We start from the raw sequence: 15,484 nt of genomic DNA, 5'->3' as shown, positions 1-15,484 counted from the left end.
ATGAATCAATTAATAAGGAAAAACATACAAGCCCTTCAGCCCTATTCCAGTGCAAGAGATGAATTTTCTGGGGAAGAAGGAGTTTTCCTAGATGCCAACGAAAATCCTTTTGGAGCCTATAATCGGTATCCAGATCCGTATCAAAATCAATTAAAAGAAGAGGTTTCAAAAATTAAAAAAATACCTATAGAAAATATTTTTGTAGGAAATGGTAGTGATGAAGCGATAGATCTTTTATTTCGAATTTTTTGTAATCCAGGGAAAGACAAAGCGCTCACGTTTACACCAACCTATGGCATGTATAAAGTCTCGGCGGCAATAAATGACGTAGAATTATTAGAAATTCCTTTGAACCAATCCTTTGAAATAGATCAATTAGCCCTCAAGAATAGTTTAGTTGACCCGTTTTTAAAGCTTATTTTTATTTGCTCCCCAAACAATCCTACAGGCAATTCTATTCCTTTAAAAACTGTACAAATTATCCTAGAAAATTTCAACGGAATCGTGGTAGTGGATGAAGCTTATATTGACTTTACAAAAGAGAAATCTTCCCTAACTATTTTAGATAAATACGCAAATCTTGTGGTTTTACAAACCCTAAGTAAAGCTTGGGGGCAAGCAGGATTACGTATTGGCTTTGCCTTTGCAAATGATCAAATCATACACTATCTCAATAAGATAAAGCCTCCCTATAACATTAGTGAAGTAAATCAGCAATTAGCTGTCAAAGCCCTTAAAAACAAATCATTTTACGAAAACAACAAAGCAGAAATTCTTTCTGAAAAAGATAAAATTAAAGTGGCGCTTTCAAAAATTAAAGGCATTTTCCGCATCTTTCCTTCAGAAACCAATTTTTTATTGATTCAAATTGAAAATGCAGACGACGTTTATACAAAATTAAAATCTGAAAAAATTATTGTTCGCAATCGAAGTTCACAAATAAAAAATGCCTTAAGAATTACTATTGGAAGCCCTTCCGAAAACAAAAAATTAATCGAATCCCTCCAAAAAATTACGCAATGAAAAAAGTACTATTTATAGACCGAGACGGCACACTAATTATAGAACCCCCCATCACCGAGCAAATTGATAGTTTGGAGGTTTTAGAGTTTTACCCAGAGGTGTTTCAATGGTTATCCAGAATTGTAAAAGAATTGGATTATGAACTGGTGATGATTACCAATCAAGACGGTTTGGGAACAGCCTCTTTTCCTGAAGAAACCTTCTGGCCCGCACACAACAAAATGCTAGAAACATTTAAAAATGAAGGGATACTATTTAAAGAAATTTTAATAGATAAATCTTTCCCCGAGGATAACGCTCCTACCCGTAAACCTAAAACAGGGCTTTTGCAGAAGTATCTATTTGGAAATTACGATTTAAAGAATTCGTTTGCCATTGGCGATCGAGAAACCGATGTGGAATTGGCTGAAAATCTGGGAGCACAAGGCATATTTCTTGGAGAAAAGTGTGCAAGAGCTACAGCACTAGCAACAAAAAGTTGGGAAGAAATTTATCGGTTTTTGAAAGCGAAGCCCAGGACGGCATTCGTTAAAAGAAACACAAAAGAAACACAAATTGAAGTTGCATTGAATCTAGATGGAACAGGCAAGAATAGTATAAAAACTGGTTTAGGCTTTTTTGATCACATGTTGGAGCAAATCGCTAAGCATGGATCTATTGACCTACAAATAAAGGTGAATGGTGACCTTGAAATTGACGAACACCACACCATAGAAGACACTGCCTTAACACTTGGGGAGGCCTTCTTGGAAGCATTGGGTTCAAAAAAAGCCATAGAACGCTATGGATTTTTACTCCCTATGGATGATTGTTTGGCACAAATAGCTTTAGATTTTGGAGGAAGATCTTGGTTGGTTTGGGACGCAACATTTAAAAGAGAGAAAATTGGTGATGTACCTACCGAATTATTTTTCCACTTTTTCAAATCATTTACAGATACAGCCAAATGCAACCTCAACATTAAAGCCGAAGGTGATAATGAACATCACAAAATTGAATCCATTTTTAAAGCGTTTGCAAAAGCATTGAAAATGGCGGTTCAAAAAAATGAAAATTACAACATCCCAAGCACCAAAGGAATCCTATGATAGCCATTTTAGATTATAATGCTGGAAATATAAAATCGGTGCAAAATGCTTTAAATCGCTTGGGCTATGCTTCTATTATTACCCTCAATCGAGACGAGCTTTTAAAGGCAGAAAAAGTTATTATTCCTGGTGTTGGTGAAGCTCGTTCTGCAATGAAATTTTTAATAGAAAATGGGCTCGATTCTTTTATACCTACCTTGAAGCAACCCGTATTGGGTATTTGCCTTGGGCTTCAACTTTTGTGCAAGCGCAGTGAGGAGGGGAACACTCCTTGTCTGGGAATTTTTGAAAGTATCGTAAAATTATTTCCGCCTCAAGATATTATTCCGCATATGGGTTGGAACAATTTCTCCAAAGTACAGGGAACACTTATGCAGGGCATAAAACCGCTTCAGGATTTCTATTACGTTCATAGCTATTATGCAACCATTTCCAAAGACACAAAATCGGTATGTAATTATATCCTTCCATTTAGTGCCACCTTAGAAAAAGATAATTTTTTCGCGACACAATTTCACCCTGAAAAATCGGATTCAATAGGGGAAACTGTATTAAAAAACTTTTTAGAATTATGAGAATTATACCCGCAATAGATATTATTGAAGGAAAATGTGTTCGCCTTAGTAAAGGAGATTATACTACACAAAAAATATACAATGAAAACCCACTGGAGGTAGCCAAGCAATTTGAAAATGCTGGCATTCAATACTTACATTTAGTAGATCTTGAAGGGGCTAAATCAAAACAAATTGTAAATCATAAAATACTCGAAAAACTAGCTTCACAAACTCAATTAAAAATAGATTTTGGAGGGGGTCTTAAAAGCGATGCCGATGTTAAAATGGCCTTTGATTGTGGTGCATCCCAAATTACCGGAGGAAGTATTGCCGTCTCAAAACCAGACGTTTTTGAACAATGGATTAAAACCTTTGGGAGCGAAAAAATTATCCTTGGTGCCGATTGCAAAAATCGAAAAATAGCCACCTTCGGATGGCTTGAGAAATCGACTTGGGATGTTTTGGAGTTTATTCAAGAGTATGAAGAAAAGGGTGTTCAACAAGTGATTTGTACCGATATTGACAAAGATGGAATGCTTCGTGGACCTTCATTGAATTTGTATCGTGAGATTCTTCAAAAAACAAAAGTAAAACTTATTGCAAGTGGAGGTGTTTCCTCTATAGAAGATTTAGAAAAACTAATAGGTTTAGGATGCGATGGAGCCATTGTAGGGAAGGCCATTTATGAAGGAAAAATAACACTCAAACAATTGAAGGAATTATGCTAAAAAAAAGAATCATTCCTTGTTTGGATATTAAAAATGGTCGCACGGTTAAAGGAATTAATTTTGAAGGGTTAAGGGATGCAGGTGATCCAGCGGAACTTGCAAAACGATATCAAGAAGAAGGTGCCGATGAACTCGTTTTCCTGGATATTTCCGCTTCTGAAGAAAGACGTTCTACATTAGTCCCACTCGTGAAAGATTTGTCTTCCTTATTGAGTATTCCATTTACAGTTGGGGGTGGTATTAAATCGGTTGAAGATGTTTCGGTATTGTTACAAGCGGGAGCCGATAAAGTTTCTATTAATAGTGCCGCCGTAAAAAATCCAATCTTACTAAAAGAAATTTCGGAAACTTTTGGAAGTCAATGTGTTGTATTGGCAATAGACTCAAAAGAAATAGGAGCAAACGATCTCGTTTTTATACAAGGTGGAAAGGTAGAAACATCTCATAAAACTCTGGAATGGGTAAAAAAAGGGGTCGCGCTTGGGGCTGGTGAAATTCTTCTTACGTCCATGGGTTTTGACGGAACTAAAAAAGGGTTTGACACACGATTATTAAACATCATATCTGAAACGGTTAATGTCCCTGTCATCGCTTCGGGAGGAGCAGGGAGTATTGAAGATTTTTCAGAAGTTTTCAAAAAAACAAAAGTTACAGGGGCGCTTGCAGCAAGTATATTTCATTTTAAAGAAATTGAAATTTCCACTTTAAAAAATCAATTAAGAAAAGATAAAATTCCAGTACGATGAATATAAATTTTGAAAAAGGCAATGGATTAGTTCCAGTAATCATTCAGCAGGTAAATACGCTTCAAGTTTTGATGTTGGGTTATATGAATGAAGAAGCTTTTCAGCAAACAAGGAAAACAGGCTTGGTTACTTTTTTTAGCCGAAGCAAACAGCGGTTATGGACCAAAGGAGAAACTTCCAATAATAAGCTTATTGTAAAAAAAATACACGTTGATTGTGATAAAGACACCATTTTAATCAAGGTTCTGCCTACTGGCCCCACTTGTCACAAAGGCACAATGAGCTGTTTTGGAGAAGCAAGGTCAAAAGGTTTTATTTATGATTTAGAGGATACCATTACCGAAAGAATTAGTAATAAAAATGAAAATTCATACACCTATCAATTGGCAAAAAAAGGTATTAACAAAGTAGCTCAAAAAGTAGGTGAAGAAGCTGTAGAATTAATCATAGAATCGAAGGATTCTAATTCTGAACTTTTTAAAAATGAAGCTGCGGACTTGTTATACCATCTTTTGTTGTTATTGAAAGTAAAGGAAACTTCTTTTGAAGAAATTGAAAGTATTTTGAAATCGAGAAGTAAATAGACAGCTGTGTTCTGAGTGGCTGAAAATTTGTAACTTTTCGGTTTCAAATTTGCTTTCATGAGTCAGTATCACATTAAAAGTTTAGAGGAGTATTTTCAAGTATATCGAAAAAGTATTCGCGACCCAGAGACTTTTTGGGAAGAAATCGCCGAAGAAAATTTTATTTGGAGAAAACGTTGGAATAAAGTACTCGATTGGGATTTTAGTAAACCCAAAGTAACTTGGTTTCAAGGCGCCCAACTCAATATCACCGAAAATTGTATCGATAGGCACCTTCCCACTCGCGGTAACAAAACAGCTCTCATTTTTGAGCCCAACAATCCAGAAGAAAAAACACAACATATAACTTACAAACAGTTACACCAGAGGGTATGTCAGTTTGCCAACGTTTTAAAGGAAAAAGGAATAAAAAAAGGAGACCGCGTATGTATTTACTTACCCATGATTCCCGAATTGGCTATTTCGGTTCTAGCATGTGCTCGTATTGGGGCTATACATAGTGTTGTTTTTGCAGGTTTTTCAGCCACTGCATTGCGCACCAGAATTAACGATTGCGAATGTAATATGGTGATTACAAGTGATGGATCTTTCCGAGGAAATAAAACTATCGATTTAAAAGTAATTGTCGACGAAGCTTTAAAAGATGCGCCTTGTGTAGAAACAGTTTTAGTAGCACAACGAACACATTCTGAAATTGAGATGAAAGAAGGTCGCGATTTTTGGCTCGAACCATTAATTGAAGCTGCTTACAAAGACTGTGCTATTGAAGTGATGGATGCAGAAGATCCTTTATTCATTTTGTATACTTCGGGCTCCACAGGAATGCCTAAAGGAATGATGCATACCACAGCTGGATATATGGTTTACATTGCCTATACCTTTAAAAATGTTTTTCAATATCGTGAAGAAGATGTGTATTGGTGTACTGCAGATATTGGTTGGATTACGGGTCATAGTTATATTTTATATGGGCCATTAGCAAACGGTGCCACAACTGTTATGTTTGAAGGTGTTCCCAATTATCCCGATTGGGGGCGATTTTGGCAAATTGTGGAAAAACACAAAGTGAATCAGTTTTATACAGCCCCAACAGCGATTAGGGCATTGGCAAAAGAAAATTTGAGTTTTGTTGAAAAGTATGACCTTTCAAGCTTAAAGGTTCTGGGTACGGTGGGAGAACCTATAAATGAAGAAGCTTGGCATTGGTACGATGATATAATTGGAAAAGGAAACACTCCCATTGTTGATACTTGGTGGCAAACTGAAACTGGTGGTATTATGATTTCACCCATCCCTTTTGTTACACCAACTATTCCAACGTTTGCTACTTTACCATTTCCTGGAATTCAGCCTTGCCTAATGGATGAAACAGGAGAAGAAATAAAAGGAAATCCTGCTAATGGAAGACTTTGTGTTAAATTCCCCTGGCCTTCTATGGCTCGAACCATTTGGGGAAATCATCAACGGTATAAAGACACCTATTTTTCAACTTTTGAAAACAAGTACTTTACGGGTGATGGAGCCTTGCGAGACAATACTGGTTACTACAGAATTACCGGGAGAGTTGATGATGTCATTATAGTTTCGGGACACAATTTAGGGACCGCTCCCATTGAAGATGCTATCAATGAACACCCTGCGGTGGCCGAAAGTGCTATTGTTGGCTTCCCTCATGATGTAAAAGGAAATGCACTGTACGGCTATGTGATTTTAAAAGAAACAGGAGAAACACGAAATCATGGTAACCTTCGTAAAGAAATTAATCAACTCATAACCGAGAAAATTGGGCCAATTGCCAAACTGGATAAAATTCAGTTTACCTCTGGACTGCCCAAAACACGGAGCGGTAAAATTATGCGTAGAATCCTTCGGAAAATTGCACATAAAGAAACTTCAAATCTGGGAGATACCAGTACATTATTAAACCCCGAAGTGGTTCAAGAAATTATAGAAAATGCATTGTGATTTTTGGGAAATGAACATTAAAATTTAATTACATTTGCCAAAAACCAACCCAAATTTTGAAGAAATTCATTTCGCTATTTCTGCTATTTTCACTGTTACTTCCATCGGTTGGGACTTTTATTTGGTTTAAATTCCAGCAAAAAGAAATTCGAAAAGAAGTTAAAAAACAATTGATCGCTGGAGTAAATGAAAGTGAACTTACTTTATTAATTATTTCAAAAGAAGAAACACAAACGCTACTTACATGGAAACATGAAATGGAATTTTCCTTTGAAGGTATCATGTACGATATTGTAAAACAAAAGGTTGAAAACAACACGTATTATTTTTGGTGTTGGAAAGATCATAGAGAAACGTCTCTTTACAAAAAATTAGATAAATTAGTAGCTTCGGCCTTTGGGAATGATTCTACACAACAACAGAAACAAATTCAGATTAAATTATTTAATCAAACACTCATTTTTAAACCATCTGAAGCCTGGAAATCCGCTATTTTTGCTTTAACACCTAAGAGAAAAATATACTATTACAACCTTATTTACAACTCTTTATCACCAATTCCTCAAGTCCCTCCTCCTCTTTTTGTTTAATAAATACCTGCCTCTTTCATTTTGAGCATAATTTTTGTGCGATTTAAAAAATCGTACACAAATCTATTTGTTAAACGAAAAACCAAACAATGAAAAAACTATTCATTCTTGGGGGATTTCTATTAGTGTCACAAGCTATTTTCTCCCAAGTTATTACTATAACAGATGAAGATTCTGGACAACCACTAGATTTAGTCACTCTCATGAGTAATTCGCCTAAAGCCTTTGTAACCACAAATGCTGAAGGACAAGCAGACATTTCTAGTTTTGAAAGTTCAGAAAAAATAGAAATAAGAACTTTGGGGTATGAAACCCTATTTAAATCTTATACAGAATTAAAATCCAGTAATTTTAAAATACAATTATCCCTTTCAAACATAAGTATTGATCAGGTAGTTATTTCGGCTACTAGATGGAATCAATCTAGTTCTAAAATTCCATCGAAAGTGGTTTCTATTTCACCAAATACTATTGCCTTGCAAAACCCACAAACAGCTGCCGACTTATTAGGAGTTTCTGGGAAAGTGTTTATTCAAAAAAGTCAGCAAGGTGGAGGAAGCCCCATGATACGTGGATTTGCGACCAATCGATTACTTTATACAGTGGATGGTGTGAGAATGAACACAGCCATTTTTAGAAGTGGTAACCTCCAAAATGTAATATCACTGGATGCTTTTGCCATGGAACGTACAGAGGTGCTTTTTGGTCCCGACGCTGTTATTTACGGAAGTGATGCCATTGGAGGTGTGATGAGTTTTCAAACACTTGTGCCAGAATTTTCTGCCGATGAAAAAATCTATATTTCTGGAAAAGCAGTCACTCGATACGCATCTGCCAATAATGAAAAAACAGGTCATTTTGATGTTAATGTGGGTTGGAAAAAATGGGCGTTTATATCCAGTATCACTGCCACAGAATATGGAGATTTAAAACAAGGAAGTGTAGGTCCTGATGAGTTTTTACGACCTTTTTATGTACAGCGACAAGATAGTATGGATGTTGTTATTACCAATAAAGACCCTCGAGTGCAAACACCCTCTGGCTTTAGTCAAATAAATATGATGCAAAAATTGCGTTTTAAGCCAAATGATGCATGGGATTTCCAATATGGTTTTCATTATTCTGAAACCTCAGCTTACGGTAGGTATGATCGTCACCAACGTACTAGAAATGGCTTGCCCAGATACGGTGAGTGGGACTATGGCCCACAAATTTGGATGATGAATAATCTAAACATTATTCACAATGCCAACAACTCTTTGTTTGATGAAATGGCATTGCGATTGGCTATTCAAAATTTTGATGAGAGTAGAATTAGTAGAAATTTTAACGATAGTAACCGAGAAACCCAAACCGAAAAAGTATATGCATACTCTGGAAATTTGGATTTTACAAAATCTTTAGGTGAACGCAATCAATTGTTTTATGGATTGGAAATTGTACACAACGATGTTCGTTCCAATGGTTCTATAACCAATATCAATACTGGAGTCACAACATTGGGGCCATCACGCTATCCTTACGCTACTTGGGCGTCGTATGCTGCTTATCTTTCAAATCAATTTACAGTTAGTGAAAAATTTATGGTTCAAGGTGGTGTGCGTTACAACCATAATACCTTAGATGCAGAGTTTGACACCACCTTTTATCTCTTCCCTTTTGAAACGGCAAGTTTAGATAACGGCTCAATCACTGGAAATTTAGGAATGGTTTACAGACCTAGTAAAGACTGGGTAATTAGTGCGAATGCAGCAACGGCTTTTAGAGCCCCAAATGTGGATGATATGGGAAAGGTGTTTGATTCTGAACCTGGCTCTGTAGTAGTCCCTAATCCAGATTTAGAGGCAGAATATGCCTATAATGGAGATGTTGGAATTGCAAAGGTATTTGGCAAAAGTGTAAAAGTAGATGTGTCTGCATATTACACCCTTTTAAAAAACGCTTTGGTTCGTAGAGACTTTAAATTAAACGGACAAGACAGTATTGTATATAATGGCGAACTTAGCCAAGTACAAGCCATTCAAAATGCTGCCGAAGCAAAAGTCTATGGAATTCAGGCGGGTCTTGAAATAAAACTACCTAAAGGATTTGGGTTTTCTTCAGATTTTAACTTTCAAAAAGGAGAAGAAGAATTGGATGATGGCACCACAAGCCCTTCTCGTCACGCGGCTCCGTGGTTTGGAGTCTCTCGTCTAAATTTCAAGACACAAAAGTTAAACATGCAAATGTATGTTGACTATAGTGGTGAGGTAAAATTTGAAGATTTAGCCGAAGAAGAAAAAGGGAAAACCGAAATTTATGCTATAAATGATGATGGCAATCCCTATGCGCCAGGATGGTACACATTAAACTTTAAAGCCCAATATCAACTTACCGATAAAATTTCGGTAAATGGTGGATTGGAAAATATTACCGATAGACGATATAGACCCTATAGTTCCGGAATCTCGGGTGCAGGGCGAAATTTTATTCTGTCCTTAAGGGCCGCATTTTAAAAATAAATTAAAAACCCGTCAATATAGTTTGACGGGTTTTTTTTAATCTCTTTATTCAGTACCTTTAATATTGAAAAAAAAGAGCTATGCGACATACAAAAGAAGAACGATTTCAACAACATGTGCTGTCTAAGTACCAAGTGTACAACAGTATTTTTATGACCCTTCCGTTCGACACTATCACCAAAACAGGAGTCTTGTTGCCTTTGTTTCAGGAAATTTGTGAAAATGGATTTGCAGATCATAAAAATCCAAGTGAAATTGTTGCCTCTTTTTTTAAGCAGTACCGCAATAATCCTTCAGACGAAGAGCAAATAAATTTATTGTTTCGATTTATTCAATACATCGAAAGGCAAGTTGTATTATTCGACGCTATTGAGGAAGCAACATTCACCATTATTAATAACATGGATGGTCGTGGAACACTTCGAAATATCAAAGAAGAAGCCGAGGATAAAAGCAAAAAGGAGGCACTTAAAAAGTATCTTCAACACTTTAAAGTTAGAACGGTTTTAACAGCACATCCCACCCAATTTTACCCTGGTTCTGTATTAGGAATTATTACTGATTTGGCAAGGGCCATTGAAAAAAATCAAATAGAACAAATAAAACTTCTATTGGCTCAATTAGGAAAAACTCCTTTTTTCAAAAAAACGAAACCTACCCCTTTTGATGAAGCCGTAAGCCTAATCTGGTATTTGGAAAATGTTTTTTACCAATCTGTTAGTACTATTTATGACTACATCCAGAATAATATTTTTGAAGGAGAACCACTTCAAAATCAAGTGATTAATTTAGGGTTTTGGCCCGGAGGAGATCGCGATGGTAATCCATATGTAACAACTGAAATTACACTACAAGTAGCCGAAAGGCTTCGGCAAACTATTCTGAAAAATTATCATAAAGACATTAGAAAGCTTCGCCGTAGAATTACATTTGAGGGAGCTGAAAACCTGTTAATTGCTCTGGAAACAAGATTGTTTGAGAACATGAATCGACCTCCCAACAAAGCCACTATTACTGCCCAAGAAATTTTGAATGGCCTTACCGAAATTAGAGAGGTATTAGTAGAAAAGCATCAATCCCTTTTTAAAGAATTAATAGACGATTTAATCAATAAAGTTACCCTATTTGGCTTGTATTTTGCTTCTCTCGATATTCGTCAAGATTCGCGTGTGCATACGAGTGTTATGAATGCTATTTCGGAAGATTATCCCAATCTATTCAGTAAAAAATATGATGCCTTAAGTGATGCTGAAAAAATTTCAGAATTAAGTAACCTACAAGGAAAGATTAATCCAAAATCTTTAAAAGATGAGGTGGCTCAAAAGACCTTAGAGTCTATGTATGCCATGAAAGATATTCAGAAATTTAATGGAGAGCAAGGCTGTAATAGATATATCATTAGTAACAATGGAAGTGTGGTAAATGTTTTAGAGGCCTTTGCAATGATTCGCCTTTGCGATTGGCAAAATCCTACGGTGGATGTTATTCCATTATTTGAAACCGTGGACGATTTACAGGTGGCAGACCAAGTCATGGAAACATTATATACAAACCCAAGTTATGCCAAGCATTTAAAGAGAAGAAACAACAAGCAGTCTATCATGTTGGGGTTTAGCGATGGTACCAAAGACGGCGGTTACCTCATGGCCAACTGGGGTATATTTACAGCCAAAGAACGACTCACAGAGATTTCTAGAGAATATGGTATTACAGCTATTTTCTTTGATGGGCGTGGAGGTCCTCCAGCTCGAGGGGGTGGAAAAACACATCAGTTTTATGCATCTTTAGGGAATACTATTGAGCATGAAGAGGTACAACTCACTATTCAAGGGCAAACGATTAGCTCCAATTTTGGAACAATAGATTCTTGCCAATATAATATTGAGCAATTGTTGAGTTCTGGAATTTCCAACGAAATTTTTAGTGATGAAAAGAAAGTTCTTTCGATCGAGGACAGGAAAACGATGGAGCAATTAGCCACTTTAAGCTATGAAGCCTATAAAGATTTTAAAAATCACCCCAAGTTTTTACCTTATCTCGAGCAAATGAGCACCCTTAAGTACTATGCAAAAACCAATATTGGAAGTCGTCCTTCAAAAAGGGGGAAAGGGAATGAACTAGTCTTTAGCGACCTTAGAGCCATTCCTTTTGTGGGAAGTTGGAGTCAGTTAAAACAAAACGTGCCTGGATTTTATGGGGTAGGAATCGCATTAGAAACCTATCTAAAAAATGGTGAATTTGAAAAAGTTGAATCTTTATACATTAACTCGGCTTTTTTTAGAACCTTACTTGAAAATAGTATGATGAGTCTAACAAAATCGTTCTTTCCATTAACTGCTTATATGAAAGATGATCCAGAATTTGGAAGTTTTTGGGAGCTTGTTTTTAACGAATATGAGCGCAGTAAAAAACTACTATTAAAAGTCACAGGATACGAGGAGCTTATGGAGGATAGCAAGGCCATGAGAGCTTCTATCGCGGTAAGAGAGAAAATAGTACTTCCTTTATTGACTATACAGCAATACGCATTGCGAGAAATTCAAAATTTGAAAAAAGAAAATGGAGACCCAAAGCTTATTGAAACCTATGAGAAAATGGTGACACGATCTCTATTCGGAAATATTAATGCTGCTAGAAATAGCGCCTAATGAAAAAGTTGGGTAAGTACGGGAAGTGATTTTGGCGCCTTGTAACCCTGAATGTGAAGTTGATAATATTTCAATAATAAATCTAAAGTTTTTAAACGAACACTTTTTGGTATGCTTAATTCCGAAAGATATTTAAACTCGCATTTATCAAGCTGTATTAATGCTACAATAGCTTCTCCTTCCTCACAAAATTGCCCTAAAGAATGCTGCTGAAAGTTGCCTTCCATTAAATTAAAATAAGGTGCATTATTTTCTGAAAAGTCTGGATAAAACCCTAGAAAATTTGTCAATTTTAAGAGAAAAAGCAAATGGAAATTGGCAATTTTTTCATTTATATCAAGCCATTTTAATGAATTTTCGATAAACTGAAAAAGGGACGGATTCGCCTCCTCCTCCTTAACCGAGTTTTTTAAAATTTCAGAAAGAAACAACAATAAAGAGGTTTTTACCACTTCGGTATGAAGCGTTTTGTAGGGTAAAATTACTTTTGCTTCATTTATTCGTTCTAAACTTCCTTTGTCTTTGTGGTACGCCTCTATCTGAAGTAACGAAAGGGGTTGAAACATCGACGTACGTAACTTTCCCCTTTTTGATTTTAAAATTCCACGAAGAAGGTAGCTTTTAAGTCCAAATTTTTCAGTAAAACAAGAGACAATTAAATCGGCTTCGGCATATTTTAAAGACGAAAAAACCAATGCTCTTGAAGAAACTTGCATACTATCGTATCACCATTATTTTGGTTACTTTGGTTTCCAGTTGGTCGTCTGATGTAATTAAAACCATATACACCCCAGAGGCTACTTTGTATTTTCCAAAAGCTGAAGTATCCCAAAGAACGCTTCCTCCTTGGCTCGTAGTTTCAAAAACAAGGTTTCCTTCAATATCGGTAATTTTTACATTGGCATCTGCTGTAAGACCATCGATGGTAACATTCCCTGTAAAACCAGGACGTACAGGATTGGGAAAAGCATACACATTTTCTAGGTTATCACGAGGGGCTGTGGAGGTTCCTTCAAAAGCAACCAATCCATTTACAGTAGCAAAGTATACACGCCCAGTTGAATCGTCAATGGCAATATCCTGAACATTATTGGATGGCAAAGGAGAATTACTTTTTGTAAAGCGCAAAAGCGTTTCTTGCCCATTTGCAGAAAGATAAAACACTCCAGACGTTGAAGTCGCAATCCATTTATTATTGGATCCATCTACCTCAATATCGGTAATGGTTTGCTCAAACAACAATTCCTGTGGCACTCCATCATCCAAAATAATAATTTGTTGAGCGTCTATATTAGTTCCAGCATCAAAAAACCCTCCTACATTAAATAAAACTCTTAACCCTTTTGTTGTACCTATCCATAACCTATTTGACGCATCAAATTTAACAGCCTTCACATTTTCTCGGGGTAAATTTCCTTGCCCGAGTCCCTCTCCAATTTTATTGAAGGTATTTGTGGAAGTATTATACCCAATTACACCGTTATTTGTAGTAGCTATAAAAATATGTCCTTCTCTACTAATATCAAGTGCCCTTAGAGCCTGCTCCTCTAGTGGCTCAATGATATCTGAAATATCTACTTTTTGAATTTGTTGAGATGGTGTCAATTTTAAAATGCCCTCATCTATTAATGATTGAACTACCCATAAATTTCCTTCACGATCAAATTCTGATCCATACAATCTAATTCCGGCATTACTATTATTGGGGGGTAGTATCGCTTCATCAAGAGCGCTATTAGTTTCATTAAATAAAAAAACAGGAGTTTGGTCTTCAATTTTTAAAAGCCCTTCCATATAGGAGCTCATATAAACTTCATTGGGGTTATTCGGATTTATAATAACTTTTACAATATCTGTTGCTCCAAATAAATCTTCAAAAGGAATATTTGTCCAAGTCTCTTCTCTTAAATTACTTATCCCTCTTTCGTCTAAGGGAAAAGGGTTGCTAGTTTGCGTAATATCTCCAAAAGTCACCCATAATTGTCCAGGACTTGCATCAATTGAAAAAGGATTGTTTAATATAGGGCCATCTGGTAAAATTTGATCATATTGATTACTCCCAAATGGAACTCGTAAAAGACCATTTTCTGACGTCCCTATATAAAAATTTTGAAGTAGAGAAATTCCTGATTGAAATTCATCATCAAGATTGTTTAAAAAGTTTACTGAAGAAAGCAAATTAAAGTTAGAATCGTATGCATTTATTGAGTTTTCAGTGGTAATTGTTAAGGTTTCACCATCTGAATAGAAATCTACAATAGGGCTGTTAAAAGTTGCCACAACTCCAACATTAGCCTGTAAAACTAAATTATTAAGTCTAGCAAAAAACAAGTTTTCACCTACTGTTTGGACTCCTACCATTGCCCCTCCCGAAATGCTTTGCCATTCTGCAAAATCAATTAAATCTCCACTATCAATACGGGCTCTTTTAAGTCCTTCGTCCTGTGTAGAGGCATAAATATAGGTTTCTAACACCGTTGTTTGTGAAACCTGTATTTGAGCTCCCAACTCTCCTATAAAATAGGTGTCTCCAAACTCTAATCTATCAATGTCATACACCGAAATCCCATAATCTGTAGCGATGTATAATTGCTCGTCATATTCGTAAAATTGATTAATCCGCTTTTTATTTGGAGGAATAGTAGGCTTTTCCAATATATCAACCACTTTTAGCACATCTTCTTCTCCTTCAATTACTACATCAATAAGTCCGTTTTCATAACCAACAAACAAAACACGATAATCCACACTGTAATAAACAGTTGAAATTAACTCTCCAGACAATCCATTTATGGTAGAAATAGTTTTTATTTCCTGGGTAGAAAGGTCGAATGAAAAAACTGCATTTTCAGCTCCAACGAATAACTTATCGTTACCTTGAGTAATTGACTTAACTGAAACGTAAGAAAAAAACCCTTTCCATTCGTCTTCGAAATTTTGAGCTATTCCTAGATATGTTATTAAAAAAAGTAAGAAAAATGAAAGGTGTTTCATCTCGTTTTTATAAAACTATAACTATGACTGATAAACAAATTAAATGTGCATTTATTGCAA

At 35.9% G+C, this 15,484-nt stretch carries 12 protein-coding genes; 10 read left to right on the top strand and 2 right to left on the bottom strand.

All coding sequences use genetic code 11. The annotated features are described in order from the left end of the window. From hisC to KXJ69_RS10115, 10 genes are all read left to right on the top strand, one after another. Complete coding sequence (hisC, locus tag KXJ69_RS10160) at positions 1-1,023, top strand: histidinol-phosphate transaminase (RefSeq protein WP_219053001.1); 1,023 nt, start codon at positions 1-3, stop codon at positions 1,021-1,023. Next, entirely contained in the window at positions 1,020-2,111 is a 1,092-nt protein-coding gene (gene hisB, locus KXJ69_RS10155) for a bifunctional histidinol-phosphatase/imidazoleglycerol-phosphate dehydratase HisB (RefSeq protein WP_219053000.1), read from the top strand. The genes hisC and hisB overlap by 4 nt, the downstream gene beginning before the upstream one ends. Continuing rightward, on the top strand, positions 2,108-2,686 hold the full coding sequence (gene hisH, locus KXJ69_RS10150; protein WP_219052999.1) for an imidazole glycerol phosphate synthase subunit HisH: 579 nt from the start codon (positions 2,108-2,110) through the stop codon (positions 2,684-2,686). The genes hisB and hisH overlap by 4 nt, the downstream gene beginning before the upstream one ends. Beyond that, complete coding sequence (gene hisA / locus KXJ69_RS10145; protein ID WP_219052998.1) at positions 2,683-3,396, top strand: 1-(5-phosphoribosyl)-5-[(5-phosphoribosylamino)methylideneamino]imidazole-4-carboxamide isomerase; 714 nt, start codon at positions 2,683-2,685, stop codon at positions 3,394-3,396. Before hisH ends, hisA begins: the two co-directional genes overlap by 4 nt. Further along, a complete protein-coding gene (gene hisF, locus KXJ69_RS10140; protein WP_219052997.1) occupies positions 3,390-4,142 on the top strand; it encodes an imidazole glycerol phosphate synthase subunit HisF in 753 nt (250 codons plus the stop codon). Before hisA ends, hisF begins: the two co-directional genes overlap by 7 nt. Further along, positions 4,139-4,726, top strand: a complete 588-nt coding sequence (hisIE, locus tag KXJ69_RS10135) for a bifunctional phosphoribosyl-AMP cyclohydrolase/phosphoribosyl-ATP diphosphatase HisIE (RefSeq protein WP_219052996.1) — start codon at positions 4,139-4,141, stop codon at positions 4,724-4,726. Before hisF ends, hisIE begins: the two co-directional genes overlap by 4 nt. A 57-nt stretch (positions 4,727-4,783) precedes the next feature. Then, on the top strand, positions 4,784-6,691 hold the full coding sequence (acs, locus tag KXJ69_RS10130; protein ID WP_219052995.1) for an acetate--CoA ligase: 1,908 nt from the start codon (positions 4,784-4,786) through the stop codon (positions 6,689-6,691). A 56-nt stretch (positions 6,692-6,747) separates the two neighbouring features. After that, a complete protein-coding gene (locus tag KXJ69_RS10125) occupies positions 6,748-7,281 on the top strand; it encodes a hypothetical protein (RefSeq protein WP_219052994.1) in 534 nt (177 codons plus the stop codon). A gap of 89 nt (positions 7,282-7,370) precedes the next feature. Next, positions 7,371-9,776: a TonB-dependent receptor gene (locus tag KXJ69_RS10120; RefSeq protein WP_219052993.1), complete on the top strand. Its 2,406-nt coding sequence runs from the start codon at positions 7,371-7,373 to the stop codon at positions 9,774-9,776. 86 nt (positions 9,777-9,862) lie between these two features. Then, complete coding sequence (locus tag KXJ69_RS10115; RefSeq protein WP_219052992.1) at positions 9,863-12,430, top strand: phosphoenolpyruvate carboxylase; 2,568 nt, start codon at positions 9,863-9,865, stop codon at positions 12,428-12,430. Here KXJ69_RS10115 and recO read toward each other — a convergent pair. After that, positions 12,427-13,146, bottom strand: coding sequence for a DNA repair protein RecO (gene recO, locus KXJ69_RS10110; protein ID WP_219052991.1), 720 nt, complete (start codon positions 13,144-13,146; stop codon positions 12,427-12,429). The genes KXJ69_RS10115 and recO overlap by 4 nt on opposite strands. A gap of 1 nt (position 13,147) precedes the next feature. Beyond that, positions 13,148-15,424, bottom strand: a complete 2,277-nt coding sequence (porZ, locus tag KXJ69_RS10105; RefSeq protein ID WP_219052990.1) for a type IX secretion system anionic LPS delivery protein PorZ — start codon at positions 15,422-15,424, stop codon at positions 13,148-13,150. Between the last annotated feature and the right edge of the window lie 60 nt (positions 15,425-15,484).

The sequence above is a fragment of the Halomarinibacterium sedimenti genome, from assembly GCF_019312585.1.
In the GTDB taxonomy this organism is placed as follows: domain Bacteria; phylum Bacteroidota; class Bacteroidia; order Flavobacteriales; family Flavobacteriaceae; genus Halomarinibacterium; species Halomarinibacterium sedimenti.
The sequence above is the reverse complement of the archived record's forward strand: the minus strand, read 5'-3'. Positions and strand labels throughout refer to the sequence as shown.

Bases quoted from the DNA above. Each gene is read 5' to 3' on its own strand.
- hisC (WP_219053001.1), top strand. From the start codon at position 1: ATGAATCAATTAATAAGGAAAAACATACAAGCCCTTCAGCCCTATTCC.
- hisB (WP_219053000.1), top strand. From the start codon at position 1,020: ATGAAAAAAGTACTATTTATAGACCGAGACGGCACACTAATTATAGAA.
- hisH (WP_219052999.1), top strand. From the start codon at position 2,108: ATGATAGCCATTTTAGATTATAATGCTGGAAATATAAAATCGGTGCAA.
- hisA (WP_219052998.1), top strand. From the start codon at position 2,683: ATGAGAATTATACCCGCAATAGATATTATTGAAGGAAAATGTGTTCGC.
- hisF (WP_219052997.1), top strand. From the start codon at position 3,390: ATGCTAAAAAAAAGAATCATTCCTTGTTTGGATATTAAAAATGGTCGC.
- hisIE (WP_219052996.1), top strand. From the start codon at position 4,139: ATGAATATAAATTTTGAAAAAGGCAATGGATTAGTTCCAGTAATCATT.
- acs (WP_219052995.1), top strand. From the start codon at position 4,784: ATGAGTCAGTATCACATTAAAAGTTTAGAGGAGTATTTTCAAGTATAT.
- KXJ69_RS10120 (WP_219052993.1), top strand. From the start codon at position 7,371: ATGAAAAAACTATTCATTCTTGGGGGATTTCTATTAGTGTCACAAGCT.
- KXJ69_RS10115 (WP_219052992.1), top strand. From the start codon at position 9,863: ATGCGACATACAAAAGAAGAACGATTTCAACAACATGTGCTGTCTAAG.
- recO (WP_219052991.1), bottom strand. From the start codon at position 13,146: ATGCAAGTTTCTTCAAGAGCATTGGTTTTTTCGTCTTTAAAATATGCC.
- porZ (WP_219052990.1), bottom strand. From the start codon at position 15,424: ATGAAACACCTTTCATTTTTCTTACTTTTTTTAATAACATATCTAGGA.